This is a genomic window from Wolbachia endosymbiont (group A) of Pogonocherus hispidulus, assembly GCF_964028195.1.
Classification (GTDB): domain Bacteria; phylum Pseudomonadota; class Alphaproteobacteria; order Rickettsiales; family Anaplasmataceae; genus Wolbachia.
Window position 1 is genome coordinate 699,935 of record NZ_OZ034750.1, and the last position, 23,903, is coordinate 723,837.

The following is a 23,903-nucleotide window of genomic DNA, read 5'->3' on the forward strand; positions in this document are numbered from 1 at the left end:
GTTTTAAGAAGCTAAGCCAAAAACACTACTTAAAAAAAATGATTTACTGACAATTGCCATATTCGTCAAGTTAAGAAGTGGCATAAGAAAGAAGAGAAACGGTAAAAATTATTTTAGATATTAAATGATAAAATTAGTAATTTATAGACTCTTTTAAAAAAAATTATCTCATTTCAGATCAAAACTTCTCAAAAAAATAAATAAGATACCTACCTTAAATGGTTGCTATATTGGGTGTATTCTTTTAACTTGACCCGTATGCTTTTTTGGACATTTCTGAAATATTCAAAAATTTCAAATTCAAGTTTATATGATAGCGATAGTTCAAAACTTTAAACGGATAATTAAAATTACCTTCTTATATCTTTATTTGTTGCTACCCAAAAGTATACTATACTTGTCTCATTTTCACTATTCATACTTTTTCAACAGTCCGAAGACTTGATCTGACAAATCAGCTGTCATAACCTATATGAATCACACACTTTTAAAAATTCCTTACCTATTCTATGGTCCTTTCCCATACTTATGTCAATGCAATCAACGCTTACATTGTACCAGATACTACTCCTAATCCTTAAAAATGTAGCTTAGCATCTAAAATAAACATCATTAACAATTTGAGTCATACACTTTTGTTGTTACACTATTTTTCTTAATTGCCTTACCTTCCGAATAAGCTATAAATAAGGTTGATGGTATTAATATCAAAGTACCATATAAAGCACTTTTATCAGGTAATTCATTAAATATAACGTATGCTACTATTGCAGAAATTATTAGCTCTATGTATCTATACGGTGCAAGTGCAGTAGCATCAGTAAGAGCAAAAGCTTTTAACATGAAGAACAGAATTAGGTTTGAACTTATTCCTAAAATCAGCAGTAATATTAATTCTGACAAGGAAGGCATATGCCAATAAAATAACAAAGATGGAGTGGAAAAAATTGTTGTTGTTAGAGCTGAGTAAAATAATATACTTATTATTGTCTCCTTCATTACAAGCTTCTTATTAAGTACATCTAGTATAGCGAAGATTAATGCGGATACAATAAAAATAAGAATTTTAGGATTAAAATCCTCACTATAAGCTTTAGTAGTAATAGCAATACCAATAAAACCAATGACAGCTACTACCCATCTTTGCCAAATTATATTTTCTTCCAGAAAAGGAATTGCAAGAAGCATAACAAATAATGGTATTGAGAAACCTATAATTGTTGCAGTTACTATTGGGCAAATAGTCAACCCATAGGTCCATAAGGTCATTCCACAAAACAACAATGCACCTCTAGTTATTTGAATAGATATTCGACTTGTTTTACAAATTCCTATTCCATAGTAAAATATAAAAGGTATAAGAGTAATAGTGCTAAATAAAAAACGGAAAAAGATTATCTCAAAACTTTGAAGGTGTAAACCGAGACACTTTGATATAGTATCATTAACTACACTACTAAGTAAACTGAGTATAAACCAGGTAACTCCAAGCAAATAAGCTCTTAGTCTGTGATCCATAAAACTCCAAATTTAATATTTTATGAGATAACTTTACTGTACAAAAGATCAATAATAGAAAAGGTTTCTTCTATCTACTGTTTAACCATATTCATAAATATTTAGTAGAAATAATTTGAGAAGTGTTATATAAAATGCAGCTTTATTGCATAATTTTAATAAACAGAAATGCTAACTGATTTTTTTGTAATATATGATAATACTTGCGAATACTATCACATTATCAGGAAAAGTAATCGGGAGTACTGACGGCTGTGGCGATTTTACCAACTAGCTCCTCTGCTAGCATTAGCAATATGTGTTTTCAGCATCAATTTTAAAAGCATTAAATTTGAAGTTTATCAAACAACACGAATTAGCAGCAAAACTTTATGAAAATGCTTCAGTTGAGTTAGCTAAACAAGGATTTAGAATGGTTAATATATTGACTATTTTTACTTGTATCTTAAACACAATTCAATTTTCACACTCATCGGCAGTTAGGCCACTTGCTCGCACGATAATATCAATAGCAATACCTGCCTTAACTAGATCTTTTGCAACCTTGATTTTCTCTGCTTTTTTAACTTTTTCCTTGCCATTTTTCATACTTTCAGATAGAGATTTGACTAGTGATTCTTGTTCTCTGTACTCATCCATTAAACTCAATAGCTTTTTGCTTTCTCTTGTTTTAGGTAGCAGAACTTTAATATTCACTGATAATTCTCCTGCTATTTCATATAATTTATCTAATGATATGGCAGTATACCCTTTTTCATATTCGTGTATTTCCTTGAGCGTTAAATCAACTTTATCCGCCAAATCTTTTTGAGTGTATCTCCTTATCAATCTCCATTCTCTTATTCTTTGTCCTATTCTGTAATATATAGAATCAGTGCAGATTTCTCTCTCTGTACTATCATACTCGTAAATAGATAAACCCGTTGCCTGGGAAATAACATCAATAGAAACTCCTTCTTTCACTAGATTTTTTGCTATTTCCAACCTTGCCTCTTCTTGATTAATTTTTTCGCTAATATGAACAAACCTGACTAATGAAGGTACTATTTTGTCTAACTTTTGATTCTCGTATATTTTTGTTAGATAGAGTATTTCCTCGTCTTCATCTTTATACTCTCTTACTACTACTGATTCAGGTAGCAGATCTGTAACAGTAGCTGATAATGCTTTTGCTATTATATATAATACTTCAACAGGAATAGCGCTATAGCCACTTTCGTAGCTGTTCACCTCTTGATATGTTAAACCTATTTTACTTGCTAATTCTATTTGAGTATGCCCTCGCATTAACCTACAATTTTCTATTTTTTGCCCTATTTTGTAGCTTATAGGACTAACATCACTTACAGAAACAAACATGTATACCTCAATTTAAAAAACAATCTTTTTGATCAGCAGATAAACCAACTATTTGCAAAATAATATCAATAGAAATTCCCCCTTTTACTAGATCCTTTACAACTTCGATTCTTTCCGCTTTTCTCACTTTTTCTTCACAAATACGTATCTCTTCAAACAAAGATTTTATTAGTGCATTACGTAGTTCTTGGCTCTCAATTTCTTTGTATTCTTTAATCAAATCAGGTAGCTCATTTTCTATCTCATCTCCTGTTAGTTCAAGTAGGTCCATGATGTTAATTGATAACACCTTTGCTATTCCGTATAATTTATCAAGTGGAACAGCAGTCCTTCCTTGTTCATAGTTGCTTATTTCGTGACGGGTTGTATTCATTTTCTCTCCTAAATCTTTTTGAGTATACTCTCTCACTAGCCTCCATTCTTTTATCTTCTTTCCTATTTTGTAGTATATAGAACCAACTTTTTCTTCAACACATTCATCAGCAGACAGACCGATTGTTTTTGCAACAACATCAACAGAAATTCCTGCTTTAACCAGACCCTTTGCAATTTTTATTTTTTCCGATTTTCTACTACTTTTCTCACTAACTTGGACAAATTTGGTTAGCAAACAAAACATCTTACGTAACTCCTGATCGTTAATCTTTTTATATTCTCTTACTAGATTTAATATTTCTTCTTCATCTTCAAGACAGCTTTTTGATACAGGAATAAGATCCGTAATACTGATTGATAGTGCCTCAGTTATAGCATACAACCTTTCAATTGGAACTCTACGATTCCCTTTCTCATATTGCAATATCACCCAGTATTTTACACCAATTTTCTCTGCTAAATCTTTCTGAGTGTACCCTCGCTCTAACCTCCAGCTTTTTAATTTTTCTCCCACTTTATAATCTAGACTTTTTTCCACAAAAAGAACCTTGCATATAATATTTTCTATTATAGCTCAAAGGCTCCAGATATAATAGCCAGACTCTGGAACCTTTAAATTAAAGTGCCCTACAAGTTTCTTTACTATTTTCACGTACTTTGTCTGCCCATGAAAACAATTTTTCACTTGGGCTATCAACCTCCTTCATAAGCTGCTTGCTATTCCATATGCCACACCTCATAAAACTTCCCTTTTCTACTGCTTCTTTAAGTTTTACTCCAGCAAAAAGACAATTTTTTCCTATTTCTTCTCCTCTTTGTTGTAGTTCAGCCCACATTTCCTTGTTTTCTACTCTGACTTGTACTTGATCATATTTTTTTACATCGTGGTACAATATAATATTTAGCTTACCAATGCTTGTAGGAAATTCTAACATGATAGAGCTGCCATCTGAAATATCGGTATAGTTTCTTATACCTCCCTTCTCACTTTTAACTTCAACTGCATCATTACCAATTTTTAAAATATTACTTCCTAACTCTCTTTTTACTTCCAGTATTTTGGCTACTTCTATCTTACTATCCTCGGAAAATTCTATATACGATGTTGTATTGTCTATCTCGACATCTATTAATGCTCCTTCTTGAATAGCACTTTCACCAATTTTTCTCAAATTCTCAAGCTTCTTGTCTATATGAAGCTGAACTTCTCGTTGTAGCTCATTATAGATTTCACCTATCAGTTTATTCTGCAGTAGAGTATCATGAAACTCTGCGCCGCTTAGCATTAATTTACGTATTAGCTTTTTTCGATCAGCCTTATCAAATTTATGAAAATGTGTACCCAATACTACATACTCTGCAATGCTCCATTCCCCATCGTTATATGCATTTATTCTTGCTCCAGAGGCTAGTACTTGGTCTATAGTTTTGTGCAATTCATTTACGTTTTTTGCCTCTACCACAGCACTCTTAAACCAGCTCAACTTTTCGCTTTCGCTTATACTTGGCTTTATTTTTTGCAAAGCTGAAGCAAATGGATTTAGCCCTTCTGGATAATCTGCTTGATTACTCAAAGGTTTTGTGCCATAAATATAGTCAAATCCTTTCCTATAGTTGATTTGGTTTTCGCGAACTTCTCTACTAGGGAAAGGTACTACTTCTTTATCTCCAAGCTTTTTAGCATTATTAATTTTGCTTACAAAGGTAGGCTGCTGGCTAGTACGACCAATTCCTACAATAGCATTTAACATCTCACCTTTTGATAATCTATCAAGATCAACGTTTAACTCGTAAACACCCCCCTCTTTATCACTAAAAGGTACAATTATTTTATTATTCATATTAGCCTCCGCTATTAAATATACTTTCTAAGTGTATAGTTATTATACACTGTATTACTTATTATAAATTATAGTGAGTAGATTTGCAAATACTTTCTGCTATAACAATCCGTTTTCTCTAAAACTAAAATAGCCACTACTTGTGATGATAATATGATCAAATAATCTAACGCTTACAGTACTACATGCTGCTGCTAAGCTCTTCGTTACTGCTTGATCTTCTTCTGATGGTTCTAAACTTCCTCCAGGATGGTTATGCGATTATACATATTGATACTCCTATAAAAAATTTGGGTTGTTGAGTTTACCATTTTTAAAATCCATAAGGGTTCTAACAGTTTCTGGTCTATCTTCAAATAAATACTTGCCTCTGGTTTTGCTATAGTCTTTTTGTATTTTTATTTTATCTCTCCTTATTCTATCGTAAAGCCACTGCCTGGAAACTTCAAGGATTTTTGCAACTTGTGAAATAGTAAGGTAGCCAGGCACTTTAATGGGGTGTGATTGCTCCTTTTTTCGCATAATATTATTTTTTAACCGAATATTTTTTACTGTATTTTCTAAAACAATATTCTTTGATTGTGAGGGAGAACGATACCCTTGTGTTTCTAAGTACTTGGCAATTTCTATATCCGTTTTACCCTCTTTACTTGACTTTATTATCGATTGCTCCATTTCTGTTGCAGTAGTCAATGCACGAAAGGAGCTTACTGGAATAGGAGCATGGAAAGTGGTAGTTTCTCTACCATGCCATACAATACGTATCTGCAAGCAATCACGCATGATTCGGTGTGCTACTACCTTATCAATCAGACAACGAACAAAAGATTTTCTTTGCTGACGTGACAGAACTGACTTATGCCAAATTTCTGGTAGTTTCTTACCTACATCTAAAAATATTGTTTTCAGTTCCTCGGATAATTGAGGAGTAGGTTTACTTGGATACTGACGTTCAAATGTAATTTCCGCTTGCTTGAGTTCATTCAATGCCTGTTCCCAACGTCTTTCAAGTTCTGCAGCTACAAGACGATTGTCAGGATCAACTTGATTAAATTGTCGTTCTGCCAATCTTACTTGGTATCTTAAGCGTTCTAATTGTTGTAAATGAGCTTTATTAATTTCTTGTTCAGATTGTAGCTGCGAGTTAATAGCCTTAGTATAAGCATCTAGCTCAATTTGACTAAGTGCTGCAAAAAATTTAGGAATTACTTCATTATCAATAATATCAGCAGGTAAAAACTGACATGAAGGGGAAAGATCACGTTGATGTTGGTAACTGCATTTATAATGATTTCCTCCTTTATACTGTACTATCATTTTGTGTCCACATTCTCCACAATAGATTATTCCATGTAATAATGCTGCACCTGGTCTAGCTATTCCACGTGTTCTACAGCGACGGTAATCCGCATGATTATCTTTAAGTATGATCTGAATCTTTGTAAAGGTTTCCCAATCTATGTAAGCTGGGTATTTATCTTTAATTAGAACTTTCCATTCTTCCATTGGTAGTCTTTTTGTTGTTTTATTAGCAGAAGATAGTTTGTGACGCGTAGTACAAGAACGACCATAAGCAAATGCTCCAGCATAAGCAGGGTTTTTGAGCATTGAGATAATTGCGTCAAAAGTTGGTTTTTTCCAATGCACTTCTTTAAAATTGTCATACCTAGGAATGGTAAGTTGGTTATTGTTAAAATACCTTACAACTTGTGCTGCTGTTCGTTTTTCTAGAAAAGTGTCAAAAACAAGCTTAATATGCTGCTGAACTTCAAGGTTAGGATCCTTACTCACGGAATCATCAATGTTACGAACGAAACCCACTGGAAGAGATAAGGCTAAATCTCCTCTGGTTGCCTTATTTACTAGTCCAGCATTTAGTCTGGCTCTTATAGTAGATAACTCCATTTCAGCAAGCTGTCCTTTCAGACCAAGTAACAACCGACCATTAATAGTACCAGGGTCATACACACCATCCCGATCAGCTATCAAACACTGTTTATAGCCACATATATCCAATAACGGATACCAATCAGAACAATTACGTGACAAACGAGTCACATCGTAGGATAGGATAATCCCTACCTTTGATAAAGTGACTTTAGCGAGAATCTCTTTATACCCTTCACGCTTTTCAGCACTAGCACCTGTTAAGCCGAGATCATTATCAATAACAACAATATTATCAGCTTTCCACCCAAGATCAATAGCTCTTTGTTTCAGCGCATACTGTAACTCCAAACTTTCTTGATTGCTCAGTGCTTGATGAGGTGTTGATTGTCTTATGTAAATTATCGCTTCGCGTGTTAAATGTTGTGCTGTAATTAGCTCTGATGTATTCATGGATGACCTCTTTGGACACTAATAATATGTTTTCTAAAATTTCTGATTTGAGACATTGCGGCATTTTTTTCCACACTCTATTTGGTTTACATGGCATAATTTATACTCCTTTGCTAAAGAAACAAATTCGTATAATGAATCCCATGTTAATTTACTTGTGAGAAAATCTTGCTTACTGGCTAAGTTGGTAGCAAGAAACGGGATACGCAGAATTATGTTATTACGATGAATAACAAATACATTACTACTACAATGGGCTCTTGAACTGATAAAGGATATAGGAAAAGTTCTGCCAAATAGCGGATGAGTTGGATCTGTAACTGTAATCTCTTTTTGGTTGTTGAATGGGGTATTAAGGTGGTTGATCGTGCGATATTATTATTGACGTCGCTTTTCTTATTAATGCCTTTCTTGTTACTTCTCTTATGTAAAAGGGTACCTTATCCACTGTACCAGTGAACACTTCTTCCCCCTTTAAACGGCACTTTTGATCAAAATATATTATTTTCATCTTTTCCTCCTCTGAATAACCAATACTCACCCTTAAATATTTTACGATGATTTCCAAGTTATCCATTACAGGTCCTTTCTTTAACTCTTCTCTTGGTACCCTCTTTGAAGCTTCCTTTAGGCATAAAATTACTGCTACTGTAGAGTCAGTTATCCCTTCTATAGTTTTCAAATCATCTATTTCCTGGCCTAAAACTCCTCCTATTCCAAAACTATCTATTAGCTTTCTAGCAATAATGCGAGCTTCTTCCCTATCATGTACTGCACTTAGAAACGTTTCTATTACTTCACGATCAAGTAGAGCTTTACCGTTGCTTTCTAATGCTCTGAACTCTATTTCTTCTCTACGATCTCTACTACTTTTCTTATTATTCATAAAAATTACCCTTCACTAATAACAAAATGTTTTTATATATTTACTGCTGTTTTTTGTCAGCATTGGCATAAGGCCATAGCTTTTGAGTGAAGTCAAATCAATTTTTCAATCTTTTTTACTTATTTTTTTATCAAAAAGTAAAGATATTAATATATGCTGATTTTTTTTATTTAAATTTGTTGAATTTCGTCTAAAGAGATGCCTACTGTTTTTAAAATAATATTGATAGAAATTCCTTCCTTAACTAAATTCTTTGCAATTCTCATCTTTTCTACTTTCTTCACTTTCTCTTTGTAAACTTGTATGCTTTCAAACAGAGATTTTATTAATACATGACGTAGTTCTTGGCTTTTAATCTTTTTATATTCTTCTATTAACCTTGATAGCTCTGCTTCACTATTCTCATTTTCTCTTGTTTCTGGAAGCAGATCTGTAATATTAATTAATAGTACCTTTGCTATTTCATCTAACATTTCAAGTGAAACAGCAGCTCTCCCTTGTTCATACTCATATATTCCTTGATTTGTTATGCCAACTTTATTCGCTAAATCTTTTTGTGTATATCCTCGTATCAATCTCCACTCTTTTATCCTTTGCCCTACTTTGTATGGAATAGAAATTTTTTTCTCATCATTATCATATTCATCAATAGATAAACCGGTCGTTTGAGAGATAACATGAGCAGAAACTCCTTCCTTAACTAAACCCTTTGCCACCTCTACTTTTACTGCCTTTCCACTTTCTTCCTCACTAATACGGATGAATTTAGTTAATAAATAAAACGTTTCACGTAATTCTTGATCCTTAATCTCTTTATGTCTTCTTACTAGATTTAGTACCTCCTCTCCCTCATACCCTTTCTCATTTGATACTTCTTGTCCGCAAGCTAGATCTCTAGCAGTTGTTGATAATGCTTCTGCTAATTCATATAACTTCTTAATTGAAATTCTGCGTGTTCCTTTTTCATATTGCAGTATTACCTGATATGTTGTTCCGATTTTTTTTGCTAATTCTTTTTGAGTATATTTTCTTTTTAACCTCCAGCTTTTCACTTTTTCTGCTATCTGATACCTTATAGAGATATTTGCCATAAATATTATACAGGTTAATACTACCAAATAAAGATATACAAAAGGGATGCTTCTTTCTATGTTTGAATTTTAGTTGAATATTTCTTCACAATTGTGTATAATTATTAGTGCTTTCTAGGTTAATTCGTCATGGCTTTTTCTAAATTTCTTGATCCAAAAAACGACCTTAGTTTTAAAAAAATATTTGGCTCTGAAAAGAATAAAAATATCTTAATTCACTTCCTCAACGATATCTTAGGCTTTTCTACTTCTGATCAAATAATAGAAATTGAATTCCTTAGTACTATCATGGATCCTGAAATTGCCTCTGACAAACAAAGTATTGTTGATGTTCTTTGCAAAGACTCCATTGGTAATAGATTTGTCATCGAAATGCAGCTCGCTCGTGATAAAGGCTTTGAAAAACGTGCTCAACTTTATGCTGCTAAGGCTTACTCAAGACAACTAGATAAATCTGGTAATTACATTGATCTTCAGAAAGTCTTCTTTATTGCTATTTCCAATTGTAACCTTCTTCCTGAAGAAGTTGACTATATTTCTACTCATAATATACGCGATATCAAAACCAATGGGCATTACTTGAAAGATCTACAATTTGTCTTTATTGAGTTGCCTAAATTTACAAAAAATAGAGTAGAGCAGTTAGAGAATACTACAGAGAGATGGTGTTTCTTTTTTAGTGCGACCCTGAAAGTCGTGGTTTTGTGGTGGTTAAATTCCACTTTCCCTAGACATCGGGGATAATGTATATCTCACATTTTAAAGGGTGGCAACCTTTGGGATGCAAGCATGAGATAAAAGCAGGTAACACTAAACCTCATCCTGCAAACAGAGTTAGATATGATTACGAGAGGAACCTATGTTTGAATTGTCGTCAAAGCATAGTATGCGAAAAGAGGTTGAACTACGCATAGACCAAAATGGTACGAAGCAAAAGGGGAACTAAAGATTGAAGACTTTAGTTATTGATGTTCCCAGCTTCCGGCAAATAGTAGGAATCTAAGTTTAACGTGAAACGAAGCCATGGAACGGAGTAACCACATAAAAGCTCTTATATTCATAAAAATATAAGTAGGTAGCCAACCACAAGCTGCTATGTGGAAGGACTGTTTAAGAAGCTAATGCCCAAAGTAATATCTGGGATACGCAGACGTAAACACTTTAATTTGGAAGGTAAAGTGGTGAATAGTAGTGAATATGTTATGGACCAGCAAAAAGCTAGGTATGAATGGAATGGAATTCCTTGGCGAAAGCTGAAGAAATCTTCATTTAAGCTACAAAAACGAATTTACCAAGCTTCTAAATGTAATGATATCAGAAAGATGCATAATCTTCAGAGATTATTACTCAAATCAACAAGTGCAAAAACACTCGCTGTTAGGAAAGTAACACAGGACAATAGGGGGAAGAAGACTGCAGGTATTGATGGAAAGGCTAATCTTAATCAAAAAGAAAGATTACAACTATCATATTCTTTAGATATAAAAGAAAAAGCAAAGCCATCAAGACGCGTCTGGATCCCAAAACCTGGTAAGCCATCGGAGCATCGCCCGCTTGGTATACCTACTATATCGTGTCGAGCAAAACAAACACTTGTAAAAATGGCTTTAGAACCAGAATGGGAGGCAAAACTTGAGCCAAACACTTATGGTTTTAGACCTGGTAGATCATGTCATGATGCAATTGAAGCCATATTTGATGTGCTAAAACAGAAAACAGCATATGTATTAGATGCTGATATTTCTGGATGTTTTGACAATATTAACCATAATAAACTGCTTGAAAAGCTCAATACCACACCAACGTTAAAGAAAATCATAAGAGGATGGTTAAGGGCAGGCGTTATGGAAGATGGAAAGTTTCAATCCACAAAACGTGGTACAATTCAAGGAGGGACGATCTCACCGTTGCTAGCTTGTGTTGCATTACACGGATTAGAGCAACATATCAAAAAAGCATTAACAAACGAACTCTTTCAATGCATGAAAAGAAAATATGGTAGGATATCGCATAAAAATGCGCAAAAGTCTATTAGTGTAATTTTCTACTGTGATGATTGTGCGCCGTAGAAACACGGAAAGTGTTGAAGCTGTGCAGTAGATGAGGGAGGGCCCCTCGGAGCCGGTTTGCAAGAGCAGGCTTCAAACAGCCATAAGCTGCTTTGGTAAAGAGCTAAGGTAGTGAGCGTTATGGAAAAGGCACAATTATGTGTCATGTATGAAATAGAGAGACGAACGCAAGTGAACCACTGATGAAGTGTCGAAAGCGTAGAGACGACGTCAAAACCAGGGGGTAGTCGTTAACCTGGGATGAATCTACAGGGAGCTTGTTTACTGGGTAGGTGGCGTCCGGCATAAAAGTGGCGTGAATCTATTTTAGGCTATTGCATGGAACTACGGGAACCTGTCGTTTCGATGAAAAGGGAGAAGTCCAAAGAGCTGATCTCTGAGGATGAGAGTACCGATGCGAAAAACAGGGGCGGATTAGCTCGTAGTAGCGAAGAAGTTTCTGTAATGGAAATGGAGTGAAGGGGCTAAGTTATTTAGTTTTAATTATTTATCAACCGAAAGGGAGGAGTTAATGAATGAAACAAAGTCTTTTGATATACCAAAGCAACTTATTTGGAGAGCTTATAAACAAGTATCGAAAAATAAAGGTGCAGCAGGTGTAGATGAGGTCTCGATAACAAAGTTTGAAGAAAATCTAAAGGATAATCTATACAAATTATGGAATCGGATGTCATCCGGAAGTTATTTTCCAGAGCCGGTAAAAGCTGTTGCGATACCAAAAGATACAGGAGGGCAAAGAATTTTATGTGTGCCTTCAGTATTCGACAGGATAGCGCAAACAGCAGCTACAATGTATCTTGAGCCGTTAGTAGAACCGAAATTTCACGAAGATTCATATGGTTATAGACCAAATAAGTCTGCGCTGGATGCGGTATACACAGCACGGAAGAGATGTTGGAAAAATGATTGGACGGTAGATCTTGATATATCTGGATTTTTCGACAATCTGGACCACGATTTAGCACTGCAGGCTATCAAGAAACACACAGACTGCAAATGGGTCATACTGTATGTTGAGAGGTGGATGAAAGCCCCCATTCAGCAAGCAGATGGCAGTAGGGTAACAAGGGATAAAGGAGTTCCGCAAGGAGGTTCAATAAGCCCAATCATTTCAAGCATATTTATGCACCATGCGTTTGATATGTGGATGAAACAAAATTATCCAACAGTACCATTTGAAAGATATGTAGATGATGCGATAGTGCACTGCAGAACTAAAAGACAGGCAGGATTTATGAAAGTAATGATTGAAGAAAGATTGGCTAAGTGTAAATTGAAGTTACATCCTGAAAAGACACAGATTGTGTACAGTAAGGATGATGATAGAAAAGAACAATTTCCTAAACAAAGCTTTGATTTTCTAGGTTATACTTTTAGACCTAGAGTAGCAAAGAATAAGATGAGGAATTATTTCATCTCATTTCTACCTGCAATTAGTAACAAAGCCAAGAAGAAGATCAAGAAAACCATAAAGTCATGGAGAATACATCGGATTACATGGACCACACTAGAGGAAATATCGAAGAAAATAGATCCAATAGTCAGAGGCTGGTTTCAGTACTATGGCAGGTTTTATAAATCAGAGATGTATCCATCTCTCAGAAATATAGAGAGATACCTCATAAGATGGGTCAGGACAAAATATAAGAAACTTCGTGATCACGGAAGACTAGCAAAGCAATTTCTAGGAAAAGTGAGAAAGAGGTCTCCAAGTATTTTCTATCATTGGACACTTGGGTTAGGATCAAAAGGCTAAATAATGGGAGCTGTATAAGCCGAGAGGTTTCCGTGCAGTTCTGCGAGAGACTGGTGGGGAAGTTCCGCCGGTCTACTCTCCTTGTCGTCATACATGAAAGTGAAGAAATTATTCTTAGGGCAAAAGTTCTAGTTGAAGAATGGTTAAAAACCATTGGATTAGAATTAAAGCCTTCTAAGACAAAAGTTTCTCATACATTAAAAATCATTAATGGAATAAAACCAGGATTTGATTTTCTTGGATTTTCAATAAGACAATATCCAACAAAAGAAAGTAAGAAAGGTTACAAATTATTAGTAAAACCAAGTCGTAATTCTATAAAGCAGCATATATTTGCTATTAAACATAAACTTAGAGAAATGCGTGGGGCGCCACAGGAAGTAGTAATAAGGAATCTCAATCCAATCATTAGAGGGTGGAGTCAATATTACTCTTCGGTAGTTTCATGTAAAATCTTTAGCTCATTGGATAATACTATACATAGAAAGCTCTGGAAGTGGGCAGTCTTTAGGCACCCAAACAAAGGGAAATGCTGGATAAAAAGAAAATACTTTAAAAAGTATAATAACGATAACTGGCGTTTTATGACAAGTAACAAGATACATCTTATTATACACAGCGATCATGTTATTAAACGACATATCAAAGTGCAAAAAACCAGATCTCCATATGATGGTGATTGGGTTTATTGGGGTAATCGTCTTAGAGAAATACCAGATAAGCCATCAAGAGTAATAAAACTATTGAAGTTACAACAAAGTAAATGCGGTAATTGTAGACTATGGTTTGAAAGTGATGATATAATAGAAATACATCATAAAGACCGGAATAGACGAAACAATATGATCAAAAATTTATCTTTGTTACATGGGCATTGTCACGATGAATTACACAGGAGGTGTGCATGACAAGCACCAAATTAGAGAGAAGCCGTATGAGGCGCAAAGTCTCACGTACGGTTTTGAAGCTTACTATTACCCATAAGTCTAAAAATGGAGAAAAAGCTGCTATTTTACTAATTCAACTTTCTATTATAAATAGATCTATGGTCTAAAAATGGAATATATGATGAAAAGAAATATAAATACCTCAACTGGCGAATGGGCAGAAAGTGAATTTGGAATTGTTAATTTTGGTGATATAAGATTAAGTAAGAGGCTTTTAAAAATAGTTAATAGTTTTGCTGAATCGCCTGAGCGTTCAATAAATCAAGCTTGTGAAGATTGGCATCAAAGTAAAGCAGCTTATAGATTTTTCCAAAACGATGCCATTTCTGAAAGAAAGATATTAGACAGTCATATAATAAAAACCGTTGAAAGAGCTAAAGAATACTCAACTATCTTAGCTATCCAAGACACGAGTTATATTTCATATAAAAATCATAAAAAGACCGAAGGATTAGGGATTATAGCAGCAAGATTAACATCTAACAACTAATTTTAAAACCCATGGATTAGTGATGCATACAACGTTTGCAGTTACAACAGAAGGGCTACCTATAGGATTATTAGATCAAAAAATTAGTACTAGACCTCCTGTGGCTGAAGACCTAAAAGAGTTGAAAAGAAGAAGCCATAATACTGCTATTCCTATAGAAGAGAAAGAAAGCATACGGTGGATAGCATCACTTAAAGATTCTACTCACTATCCTGGATTAAAGAACGTTAAGGTAGTTACCGTTTGCGATAGAGAAGCAGATATTTATGATTTATTTGAAGTCGCTTCCACTAATCAATCTCTTTTTGTAGTAAGAGGAAATCAAAACAGAACAGTAAATAAGAAGTCGACTTATTCTGAAAAAGGTGGTGAAAGGTTGTGGGATTTAATGAATCGCATGTCTTGTCAAGGAGAAATACAAGTAAATATTCCTGCTCGCAATGATAAACCTCAAAGAATAACAGTTTTAGAAGTAAAGTTTAGTAACTTTGTGATGAATGCATCAAAAAATAATGCTAGACGTAAAACCCGAAAACTTCCTAATTTAAGTTTAAATGCTGTCTATGTTATAGAAAAATACCCCCCATTTGGCGAAGAGCCTATGAACTGGATTTTGTTGACAAATATAAATATTAATAATTTTGAAGAAGCAGTAGAAAAAATACAATGGTATTGCTTAAGATGGAGAATAGAGGTTTTTCATAAAATTTTGAAATCCGGTCTTAAAGTTGAAGAATGTAGGCTCCAAACAGCAGATAGATTAATCCGCTTTCTTACAATTATGAGTATAATTGCATGGAGAATATTTTTTATCACACTAGTAGCTAGAACAAATCCAAATCTTTCTTGCACTGTCATACTGACTGACGACGAATGGAAGGTTTTATATACCAAAATGCTTAAGACAAAAAACTATCCTGAGACTCCACCACCTATAAGAGAAATTGTGAGGTGGATAGCCAAATTAGGAGGGTTTTTAGCTCGCAAAAATGACTTAGAACCAGGCCCTATAGCTTTGTGGAAGGGATGGAAACGTCTCTTTGATTTAGCAGAAGGATGGAGACTTGCTCATGAATTTTATACTTGTGGGTAATAGTAAGGGGATGACAGGAGCACTGCCATTAAGTTAAGGAAATAGGAGTTAAAATTCGACCAAAAATATAAGTAATTTTGTAATGATGACAAATATTATGGTGAACCTTGAGGGAAGTAAAATTCAAGGTAGTGAAAAAATAACAACTGTAGGTTATTGAGTGAAAGATGTAACCTCTAACAAAAAGATATCTTAGGTTCAAAACACATGTTTTCTAGTTCTTTTTTGGTAGTTCAGTGAACGAGTATCAGTTACTTTATTACGCTCGACCTTCCTTCCTTTTCTCACTACTAAAGTATTCATCAAAAATAACTGTGATAATCGATCCATAATGCAGTCTATGTCTGACTCTGTAGAAAAAACATCGAAAGCTAAATTTTTTATTGCATTAAATGAGACAGATTTATTGAGGGAGTGTTAAATAAACTGTGTCAAACCGAAAAAAAAGTAATAAATTGATATAAAAAAATGGAGGTTTGACAATGAGTCAGAAAGTAGTAAACAGAACTACCGGTTTGGTAGATTATAAAGAATTAGAAACAAATATCCTGTCGTCTATACGAGAAGGAAGACCGTTGAAAGGAAGAGATGGAGCATTAACACCGTTTATAAAAAAGTTGCTGGAGGTAAGCCTGGAAGGTGAAATAGAAAACCACTTGTCGGCTGAAAGCGAAGAGAATAATCGAAGAAATGGGAGGAATGCAAAGACTTTACGTACAAGCGCAGGGTCATTTGAGCTTTTGACGCCAAGAGATAGGGAAGGAAGTTTCGAACCACAAATAGTCAAAAAAAGGCAAACAAACTTACATCCAGAGCTTGAAACGAAGATTTTGAGCACATTTGCCAGTGGTATGGGCTATAGAGATATAGTGTCACATGTTGAGGAAATTTATGATCACAAAATATCGGCGGCAGAGATATCAAGTATTACTGACAAATTGCTACCAGTAATCAACGAATGGCGTAGTCGCCCGCTGCAGTCTGTATATCCGATAGTTTTCATGGATGGCATGTTTTTTAAAGTCAAAGAGGACGGGCATTGCGTAAGTAAATGCATGTATAACATATTAGGCATAGATCAAAATGGCAAAAAAGAAGTATTAGGTTTTTATTTGGCTGAAAGTGAAGGAGCTAACTTCTGGTTGGGAGTGCTAAATGACCTCAAAGAAAGAGGAGTAGAAGATATCCTTATTGCCTGCGTTGATGGGCTGAAAAGCTTTCCTGCAGCTATAAACAGTGTCTTTCCTAATGCGGAAGTGCAGATGTGTATAGTGCATCAGATACGCAACTCACTGAAGTATGTGGCCAGTAAAGATGCGAAGAGTTTTTTGAGCGATTTAAAGAAGGTATATCAAGCTTCAAGCAAGGAAATTGCCGAGAATTATCTGTTGGAATTGGATGAAAAATGGGGCACAAAGTACCCTATGGTTATAAAATCTTGGCAGAATAATTGGGAAAACTTGTCTGGTTATTTTAAGTATTCTGGTCCAGTTAGGAGGATAATCTACACCACCAATCCCATAGAGGGGCTACATAGGCAAATTAGGAAATTCACTAAGACCAAAGGCTCATTTACCAGCATAAATGCCTTGTATAAGCAGGTATATTGTGCTATAAAGAAGGCAGAGGAAAAGTGGACGATGCCTGTACATGATTGGGCATTAACTATCTCTCAACTTGATGTTTTCTTTCCTGGCAAATTGAAAATTGAGTTGAACTAAAAATGCGGTTTGACACAGTTTATTTAACACTCCCGTTAATGTGCTGCTGTGTGTAATCTCATTCCTTTGATCAACAGTTAGAGCAAACTTAAGAGGATTTCCAAGTGCATCAATAAGTGCATGTATCTTAGTTATGAAACCACCTTTGTTTCGCCCTAAAGCTTCTTTCTCCTGGGAGTGTTTTGTATAGCCAGCTGAACATTGGTGGATCAATTATAACAGTTTCTAAATCTGACCCTCGTTTTGCGTACTCCAATAAATTCTTCCAAATATCCCTTTCGCACCACCTCTTAAATCGTTTGTGTATACTTCTGTAATTGCCATAGATTTTTGGCAAAAGCCTCCACTGTTTGTGCCATATGCCACACTGCTTCTATTTAAACGTTTTTCGTCTTTGCTATGTATTCCTTTCACGCTTTTTATGAACTCTAAAATTTGTTTCCAATTTCTTTCTTTTATATAATATTCCATTCGTAGTTTTTCCATTCTTATGCTCATTAGATTAAACTACCTCTTTCTTATTTTTTGTTCACAGAGCCTAGTGATGCTAGAATTTTTTTTGCGTAAGTTTCAGTTTCAAAACACACTACAAAATTTTTGGTTTAAATCTTTTTCAAACTATAAGTCCAACGTATATCAGTAAATAGAATAGACAATAATTAAAGTAACCTATATGATGAGAAAAAAACTTTTCTTGTTTCATTCTAGCTAATGTTAAAGGTGTATATTGATTTTTCATGTAAAATTTTAACCTTCACTCTTTTTTTTCATTTGCCACTTCTTGCAAAGGAAAAACCAGATATGTTTTACGATCAAAACAGTGGTTTGCAGCTACCACTACCTAGTAATATGATTATAGGTGATAATAATAGTGCCCTGATAACTCATTACAAAAGTGATTCTCTCATAAAAGACTCAAGAAAAGTTGTCTCATTCGAAATTGATAAGTCTGATATCTACCACTATTACATAAGAGGAGATGTGCTAATTAGCAAGGGCGATGTTTCAGAAGAAACATGTTATAGTAGTTACCCAACATGTATGAATTACGAACGTCATGTTAACAGTACAGGAAAAGTGTTACCAGATAAAATATTGATAAATGGATATCACTTTATATATCTTCATGCAAGTGAAGGTGCAGCAGGTACTGCTTATGATACATATATATACAGAGGTATGATTGATGACAAGTGTGTTTTCTTTGACATTTACTCGCGTCAGGTAAATCCTTATAACTACTTAGATACTACTGGTGATGTATCTTCAGTACAAAATGCATACCGCTCTTTTAATAATGATATTGAAACTGTAAATAATATTATAAGAAATACAAAGTTTAATATTAATAAATAAGTTTATTAATAGGTAAAAAATAGATCATTCGCTGTCATTTTTATGAAAGGTCACATTATCTGTGGGTTAAAGTAAAGGATAGAGCCAACCCATAAAGCCAAACTCTGAGTATTATCATACAATCATTCATTGAATAAAAAAATACTCTACCCTCTTATGCACCATAACAAGTTAGCCTCTAATATATTTAGGATATATTATTCCACCTTTAAAACTTGTCAATTACTATTGTAGAAAATTTTTCTAACCCAAAGTAGTTTATGGCAAAAGCTTCTCAATAGAATAAATGTATAACCTTTTACTTATTTTTTAATTTTGTTTTTGTCATAAGCGTGTCTTAATTCTTATCGTAAAATAAATTACTACTAATTTAGTATTATATATCGCTAAAAATTTAAATAATACAACCATTCCCAGCACTCAAAATCAAGGACGGTGAGAACAAGTTTCTTTGGGATGGGATGGTCTAGCACTGGATTCGTGCGAACTTCTTCCAATACCTGAATGGTTTTTTCTTGAGTCATAACTGTACTCTGCTGGCATTTTACCTTCTTGTTACCCTAAATCACTATCTTATCTTGTTCCCACTATTATGGAAAGGGCTATATCGCTGGGAAGTAGAACGTAAAAAGGCTATTCTTGCTTATGAAGCGCTACTTTATACGGCATAATATCGATTAATCTTTTCTTTATTTATTTTTCCAACTTTTCAATCGTTATCTTTAATCAATTATATTTTTCATTTTGTAAATTAAAAAATTTAGCTTATCCTTTTCAAATAACATTAGCATGACTTACCTTTTTTTCGGGTCTAGGAATTGTCTTCTTGAATTCTATGGTATTTTGTTTAACATTGACGCAAGAGTCTGGGATCCAGTTTTCCATATAATCTCATCGAAAACGTTGTATTTTAACGTAAAACACCTATTTTTATGCTTACCAACTTAATAAAATTCCTGGATCCCAGTGTCTGGGCACTGGGATGACAGAAGAAGGAGGCACTGGGATGACAGAAGAAGGAGGCACTGGGATGACAGGAGAAGGTACTAGCCTGACAACCGTCATCCCGCTACGTGTTAGCGGGATCTAGAGATACCGTGACGGTATGACGAGGGAGAACAGTTAGCGGCTGAGATACTGCGAATGAATCGCGGTATGACGTAGGGAAACCTTTCTTGGGTTAGCTATAAAACTAATCAGCATCTTGTTTAGCACATACAAATTAAGTTTCACAAATATAGTGCTAAACCTTGACATGCTATAGCTACTTCTTTCAATTTAGTGGTGGGTTTTGACAGTACACATGCTATTTTATCAGCTATCAACTCAAGTGTCACAGAAGTTACAATCGCTTTAAGTATCACAGAAGTTACAATTATTGCATCTATATTCTGTGCTTTAACATTTGTTCTACCTTCTATTAGAGGCTTTACCCCCCCCTACATCATTACGTACAGCAGTATGATTTATTTCATTTTCAGTTCCACTACTATGCTGCAACAAGATATCCCCATTAACTTTTATTTCAACATTTTTGTCACTACTACCATTGTTAAAATTTAATCCCTCATCTCTTCTACTTTGTCTTTTTTGTCTTTTTTCTTTTAATTTTAATTCAGTTTCTCTTTTATCAAGGGTAGGAAATGGGATGTGAGTTTTTTCCTGACCATCTTGATTTATAGCTCTTGTTATATTGACAACTTTGTTGCTTTTACATGATATTGTATAAGTAAGTGGTGTGTAGATTTTTTCTTCACTATCTTGATATTTTATGGTTATTGTTGCATTAAGAATGTCTTTCAGAATATCATTTTCTTCAGCTATGTCTAAAATTTTTTGAATAGCTTTGCGATCATGTAATGCGGCAAGTAACTTATCAGTTACTTTTTGATTATTTTGATGTTTTATGGTTATTGTTGTGTTAAGAATGTCTTTCAGAATATCGTTTTCTTTAGCTACTCTTAACATTTTCTCAACAGCTATACTATCTTTACGTAGTATAGCATAAGCAAGTGGTGTAACAGTTGATTCTCTATCTTGATGTTTGCTCACTTTCGTAGCAAAAATCTTTTGTCTTTCCTCTTCAGGCATTTTTTTTAGTTCTTCAGCAATGCTATTTTTTTTGTCTTTCATTTTTGACACTAATTTTAAAATATTTTTTTTATTTTTTTTTTCTAATGTTGAACTATTTACCTCATAAGTCATTTTTTTCCCCAAGATCTTTTTTAAACTAAGCATAACATTTCCTCTCTTCGTGGTTATAATATTTGCTTTTATGAATCAGTTGTGTTGATAATGTATTAATTGCATAGTTAAGACACTGTTTTATAAAGTAAAATTTTAGTAGACCACCTTACAAGAACGTTTCTTGCCAATTCTGAATCGGAAAAAAAGACGCAGTAAAGTCATTTGTAAGGGAAGAATGAAACTTGTAGCTATAGCTAAACTGACTTACGACAATTTGAAAAACGACAAATTCGTCATTCCGCTGCTTGTTAGCGGCTAAGAGATACCGCGGCGGTATGACGGTTTGCGGTGGCATGACGATAAGGTTCCAGTGTCAGCTACTTGAATGACACAGTTTTTGCTTAAACCCGTAACGTTCGTGCATTTTGCTAAAAGTTTAAATATCAACATCATGCACGTTGAGTGCATTGCTATTAATAAAATCACGGCGTGGTTCAACTATATCACCCATTAATATTGAAAATATGGAATCAGCTTCTTCACAATCTTTTATTTCAACCTTCAATAAAGTTCTAGCCTCAGGATTTAACGTAGTATCCCATAGCTGATCAGCATTCATTTCACCAAGACCTTTAAATCTCTGCAAAGTTAAACCCTTTTTACCATAGTCCATTATTATTTTTGCAAGCGTACTTGGAGAAGTGATTCTTATTTCAGTTTCTTGTGACTTAAAAAATGAATCACCATTAAATAAATTACTTATACCATCAAGCAAACTTAATATGTTTTGCATATCTTTGCCTTCAAGCATACTAAGTGCAAATATATATTTGTCTGCCAATCCTTGAAATAATTTAGAGATGTGAATTTCTTTTTCTTCATCTTTTATTTCTACTTCCCAAGTGTATTCGCTATACATTAACTTCAAATATTTTAATATTTCATTAGCCGATGATAGAGCATTCTTTTTGCTTAAAATTAGCAATGACTCTAAGAGATTTTGTGGTATTTCTCTATCATAATTTTTGCTAATATTAGAAATGCTAACGCATTTATTCAAAATAAGGCGCAAGTCGTTAAATTCTGTAGCTGTACCACTTAGTGTTAATCTTTTAACTGCTGAGTTTATTATATACTCTTCAAAAGTTTCGTCATCTTTAATATAAGTGTCTTTAGCATTCTTTGTAACTTTATAGAGGGGTGGCTGTGCTATATATAAATATCCCTTATCAATTACTTCACGCATATGTCGAAAGAAAAAGGTTAGAATCAAAGTCCTGATATGTGATCCATCAACGTCTGCATCTGTCATGATGATAATTTTATGATATCTAGCTTTTTCAATATCGAAGTGTTCACTCCCTATTCCAGCACCAATTGCAGTAATTAAAGAGCCTATTTCTGCAGATGAAAAAATACGATCTAAACTTACACGTTCTACGTTTAGAATTTTTCCTCTTAAGGCAAGCACTGCTTGTGTTTTACGATTACGCCCCTGCTTTGCAGTACCACCTGCTGAATTACCCTCTACTATAAATAATTCCGATAACTCAGGGGCTTTTTCCTGGCAATCAGCAAGCTTTCCTGGCAGAGTTGCAATATCAATATTGTTTTTGCTTTTAACTAACTCTCGTGCTTTTCTTGCGGCTTCTCTTCCTTTTGCTGATCTGATTGCTCTTTCTACTATACTTGCTGCCAATTTGGGATCAGTTTCAAGGATTGTGCTCAATTTATCAGAAACTATGCTCTCCACAACTGTACGTGCTTCAGAACTAACTAGTTTATCTTTTGTTTGTGAAGAAAACTTAGGATCAGGCATCTTGAGAGATAAAACACAAGTTAAACCTTCTCTAACGTCCTCTCCAGTTAAATTTACTTTTGCTTTCTTTAAAAACCCTTCATTAGTTGCATAGTTATTGATACATCTGGTTAAAGCGGATCTAAATCCTGCCAAATGCGTACCACCATCTCGTTGCCTTATATTATTCGTGAAGCATAACATATGTTCATAGTAGGAATCATTCCATTCCATCGATATTTCCAAGCTGATGCCAAGATCTTCTGCATCTCCTTTCATACTGGCAATTTTAGTTACATGTGTCTTATTCTTATCTAAGTACCGCACAAAATTCGCTGTACCAAAATTGTCTTTAGATTGATTGCTCTGATTGAAATGAGATTCTGTATATGGTTCATTGCGCAGATCACGTAAAGTAATGTCGATATTTGAATTTAAAAATGCTAATTCTCTTATACGACTTTCAAGCGTTGAGTAACTGAAATTAATGCCATTAAAAGTCTCTGTTGATGGCATGAACGTGACTTTAGTTCCTCTTTTGTTTGTATTTTCGTTGACTACCTTTAAAGGTTCAATAGACTCACCATCTTCAAAACGCATAAAGTGTTCTTTCTTATTGCGCCAAATAGTTAATTCCAACCAGCTTGATAATGCATTCACAACTGAGATTCCAACACCATGTAATCCCCCAGAAACTTTATAGGTATTACTGTCAAATTTACCACCAGCATGGAGTTGAGTCATTATTACCTCTGCTGCTGATATTCCTTCTTCTTCATGAATGTCAGTTGGAATGCCACGACCATTATCAGTTACAGATACCGAACCATCTTTATTTATGCTAACTTCAATTTTATCACAATATCCAGCTAAAGATTCATCTATTGCGTTATCAACAACCTCATATACCATGTGGTGCAAGCCAGATCCATCGTCAGTATCACCAATGTACATACCTGGACGTTTCCTTACAGCATCAAGACCCCTTAAGATTTTTATTGCATCGGCATTATAACTATTTTCCATTAGATTGCTTCATTTATACACGTTAATTGATGTTACATTCAGATATACTA

16 protein-coding genes and 4 pseudogenes are annotated in these 23,903 nt (G+C 34.3%); 8 read left to right on the top strand and 12 right to left on the bottom strand.

Annotated features, from left to right (window positions below; all coding sequences use genetic code 11):
- Nucleotides 1-612: 612 nt before the first annotated feature.
- The 8 genes and pseudogenes from ABWU58_RS03310 to ABWU58_RS03345 form a co-directional block, all read right to left on the bottom strand.
- Nucleotides 613-1,518 (bottom strand): DMT family transporter, encoded by a 906-nt coding sequence (locus ABWU58_RS03310; protein WP_353283602.1) that lies wholly within the window; start codon nucleotides 1,516-1,518, stop codon nucleotides 613-615.
- Between the two features lie 456 nt (nucleotides 1,519-1,974).
- A complete protein-coding gene (locus ABWU58_RS03315; RefSeq protein WP_353283603.1) occupies nucleotides 1,975-2,877 on the bottom strand; it encodes a helix-turn-helix domain-containing protein in 903 nt (300 codons plus the stop codon).
- 7 nt (nucleotides 2,878-2,884) lie between these two features.
- Nucleotides 2,885-3,790: a helix-turn-helix domain-containing protein gene (locus ABWU58_RS03320; protein ID WP_353283604.1), complete on the bottom strand. Its 906-nt coding sequence runs from the start codon at nucleotides 3,788-3,790 to the stop codon at nucleotides 2,885-2,887.
- A 79-nt stretch (nucleotides 3,791-3,869) separates the two neighbouring features.
- Complete coding sequence (locus tag ABWU58_RS03325; protein ID WP_353283605.1) at nucleotides 3,870-5,093, bottom strand: hypothetical protein; 1,224 nt, start codon at nucleotides 5,091-5,093, stop codon at nucleotides 3,870-3,872.
- A 99-nt stretch (nucleotides 5,094-5,192) separates the two neighbouring features.
- Nucleotides 5,193-5,354: pseudogene (locus ABWU58_RS03330) on the bottom strand (JAB domain-containing protein); the annotation flags it as partial.
- Between the two features lie 18 nt (nucleotides 5,355-5,372).
- Nucleotides 5,373-7,433, bottom strand: a complete 2,061-nt coding sequence (locus ABWU58_RS03335; protein ID WP_309165575.1) for a recombinase family protein — start codon at nucleotides 7,431-7,433, stop codon at nucleotides 5,373-5,375.
- Nucleotides 7,434-7,785: 352 nt separating this feature from the next.
- Nucleotides 7,786-8,319 carry a JAB domain-containing protein gene (locus ABWU58_RS03340; protein ID WP_353283606.1) on the bottom strand — a complete coding sequence of 178 codons (534 nt, stop codon included), beginning with the start codon at nucleotides 8,317-8,319 and terminating at the stop codon, nucleotides 7,786-7,788.
- 170 nt (nucleotides 8,320-8,489) lie between these two features.
- On the bottom strand, nucleotides 8,490-9,410 hold the full coding sequence (locus ABWU58_RS03345; RefSeq protein ID WP_353283607.1) for a helix-turn-helix domain-containing protein: 921 nt from the start codon (nucleotides 9,408-9,410) through the stop codon (nucleotides 8,490-8,492).
- A gap of 129 nt (nucleotides 9,411-9,539) precedes the next feature.
- Here ABWU58_RS03345 and ABWU58_RS03350 point away from each other — a divergent pair.
- The 6 genes and pseudogenes from ABWU58_RS03350 to ABWU58_RS03375 form a co-directional block, all read left to right on the top strand.
- Nucleotides 9,540-10,088: pseudogene (locus ABWU58_RS03350) on the top strand (Rpn family recombination-promoting nuclease/putative transposase); the annotation flags it as partial.
- A 443-nt stretch (nucleotides 10,089-10,531) separates the two neighbouring features.
- Nucleotides 10,532-11,479, top strand: coding sequence for a reverse transcriptase N-terminal domain-containing protein (locus ABWU58_RS03355; protein ID WP_353283608.1), 948 nt, complete (start codon nucleotides 10,532-10,534; stop codon nucleotides 11,477-11,479).
- Nucleotides 11,480-11,797: 318 nt separating this feature from the next.
- The gene (locus tag ABWU58_RS03360) at nucleotides 11,798-11,938 is read left to right on the top strand and encodes a hypothetical protein (protein WP_019078704.1); all 141 of its coding nucleotides are present in this window, start codon (nucleotides 11,798-11,800) and stop codon (nucleotides 11,936-11,938) included.
- A 52-nt stretch (nucleotides 11,939-11,990) separates the two neighbouring features.
- Nucleotides 11,991-13,235 carry a group II intron reverse transcriptase/maturase gene (gene ltrA, locus ABWU58_RS03365; protein ID WP_353276809.1) on the top strand — a complete coding sequence of 415 codons (1,245 nt, stop codon included), beginning with the start codon at nucleotides 11,991-11,993 and terminating at the stop codon, nucleotides 13,233-13,235.
- 53 nt (nucleotides 13,236-13,288) lie between these two features.
- Nucleotides 13,289-14,143: a group II intron maturase-specific domain-containing protein gene (locus tag ABWU58_RS03370; protein WP_353283609.1), complete on the top strand. Its 855-nt coding sequence runs from the start codon at nucleotides 13,289-13,291 to the stop codon at nucleotides 14,141-14,143.
- 157 nt (nucleotides 14,144-14,300) lie between these two features.
- Nucleotides 14,301-15,765, top strand: a pseudogene (locus tag ABWU58_RS03375) (IS4 family transposase).
- A 198-nt stretch (nucleotides 15,766-15,963) separates the two neighbouring features.
- On the opposite strand, the pseudogene ABWU58_RS03380 reads toward ABWU58_RS03375, so the two are convergent.
- Nucleotides 15,964-16,179, bottom strand: a pseudogene (locus ABWU58_RS03380) (IS4 family transposase); the annotation flags it as partial.
- Nucleotides 16,180-16,247: 68 nt separating this feature from the next.
- Here ABWU58_RS03380 and ABWU58_RS03385 point away from each other — a divergent pair.
- Nucleotides 16,248-17,486 carry an IS256-like element ISWpi15 family transposase gene (locus tag ABWU58_RS03385; protein ID WP_353283610.1) on the top strand — a complete coding sequence of 413 codons (1,239 nt, stop codon included), beginning with the start codon at nucleotides 16,248-16,250 and terminating at the stop codon, nucleotides 17,484-17,486.
- A gap of 225 nt (nucleotides 17,487-17,711) precedes the next feature.
- Here ABWU58_RS03385 and ABWU58_RS03390 read toward each other — a convergent pair whose 3' ends face one another.
- Nucleotides 17,712-17,957 carry a hypothetical protein gene (locus ABWU58_RS03390; RefSeq protein ID WP_353283611.1) on the bottom strand — a complete coding sequence of 82 codons (246 nt, stop codon included), beginning with the start codon at nucleotides 17,955-17,957 and terminating at the stop codon, nucleotides 17,712-17,714.
- Between the two features lie 330 nt (nucleotides 17,958-18,287).
- On the opposite strand from ABWU58_RS03390, the gene ABWU58_RS03395 reads away from it, so the two are divergent.
- Nucleotides 18,288-18,842: a hypothetical protein gene (locus tag ABWU58_RS03395; protein WP_353283612.1), complete on the top strand. Its 555-nt coding sequence runs from the start codon at nucleotides 18,288-18,290 to the stop codon at nucleotides 18,840-18,842.
- Between the two features lie 1,410 nt (nucleotides 18,843-20,252).
- Here the strand turns inward: ABWU58_RS03395 and ABWU58_RS03400 are convergent.
- Nucleotides 20,253-21,047 carry a hypothetical protein gene (locus tag ABWU58_RS03400; RefSeq protein WP_353283613.1) on the bottom strand — a complete coding sequence of 265 codons (795 nt, stop codon included), beginning with the start codon at nucleotides 21,045-21,047 and terminating at the stop codon, nucleotides 20,253-20,255.
- Between the two features lie 418 nt (nucleotides 21,048-21,465).
- Entirely contained in the window at nucleotides 21,466-23,853 is a 2,388-nt protein-coding gene (gyrB, locus tag ABWU58_RS03405; RefSeq protein ID WP_353283614.1) for a DNA topoisomerase (ATP-hydrolyzing) subunit B, read from the bottom strand.
- Between the last annotated feature and the right edge of the window lie 50 nt (nucleotides 23,854-23,903).

Excerpts from the sequence above, each read along its gene's own strand:
- ABWU58_RS03340 (WP_353283606.1), bottom strand. The coding sequence starts at position 8,319 with ATGAATAATAAGAAAAGTAGTAGAGATCGTAGAGAAGAAATAGAGTTC.
- ABWU58_RS03355 (WP_353283608.1), top strand. The coding sequence starts at position 10,532 with ATGCCCAAAGTAATATCTGGGATACGCAGACGTAAACACTTTAATTTG.
- gyrB (WP_353283614.1), bottom strand. The coding sequence starts at position 23,853 with ATGGAAAATAGTTATAATGCCGATGCAATAAAAATCTTAAGGGGTCTT.
- ABWU58_RS03390 (WP_353283611.1), bottom strand. The coding sequence starts at position 17,957 with ATGGAATATTATATAAAAGAAAGAAATTGGAAACAAATTTTAGAGTTC.
- ABWU58_RS03310 (WP_353283602.1), bottom strand. The coding sequence starts at position 1,518 with ATGGATCACAGACTAAGAGCTTATTTGCTTGGAGTTACCTGGTTTATA.
- ABWU58_RS03335 (WP_309165575.1), bottom strand. The coding sequence starts at position 7,433 with ATGAATACATCAGAGCTAATTACAGCACAACATTTAACACGCGAAGCG.
- ABWU58_RS03360 (WP_019078704.1), top strand. The coding sequence starts at position 11,798 with ATGGAACTACGGGAACCTGTCGTTTCGATGAAAAGGGAGAAGTCCAAA.
- ABWU58_RS03345 (WP_353283607.1), bottom strand. The coding sequence starts at position 9,410 with ATGGCAAATATCTCTATAAGGTATCAGATAGCAGAAAAAGTGAAAAGC.
- ABWU58_RS03325 (WP_353283605.1), bottom strand. The coding sequence starts at position 5,093 with ATGAATAATAAAATAATTGTACCTTTTAGTGATAAAGAGGGGGGTGTT.
- ABWU58_RS03385 (WP_353283610.1), top strand. The coding sequence starts at position 16,248 with ATGAGTCAGAAAGTAGTAAACAGAACTACCGGTTTGGTAGATTATAAA.
- ABWU58_RS03395 (WP_353283612.1), top strand. The coding sequence starts at position 18,288 with ATGTTTTACGATCAAAACAGTGGTTTGCAGCTACCACTACCTAGTAAT.
- ltrA (WP_353276809.1), top strand. The coding sequence starts at position 11,991 with ATGAATGAAACAAAGTCTTTTGATATACCAAAGCAACTTATTTGGAGA.
- ABWU58_RS03400 (WP_353283613.1), bottom strand. The coding sequence starts at position 21,047 with ATGACTTATGAGGTAAATAGTTCAACATTAGAAAAAAAAAATAAAAAA.
- ABWU58_RS03315 (WP_353283603.1), bottom strand. The coding sequence starts at position 2,877 with ATGTTTGTTTCTGTAAGTGATGTTAGTCCTATAAGCTACAAAATAGGG.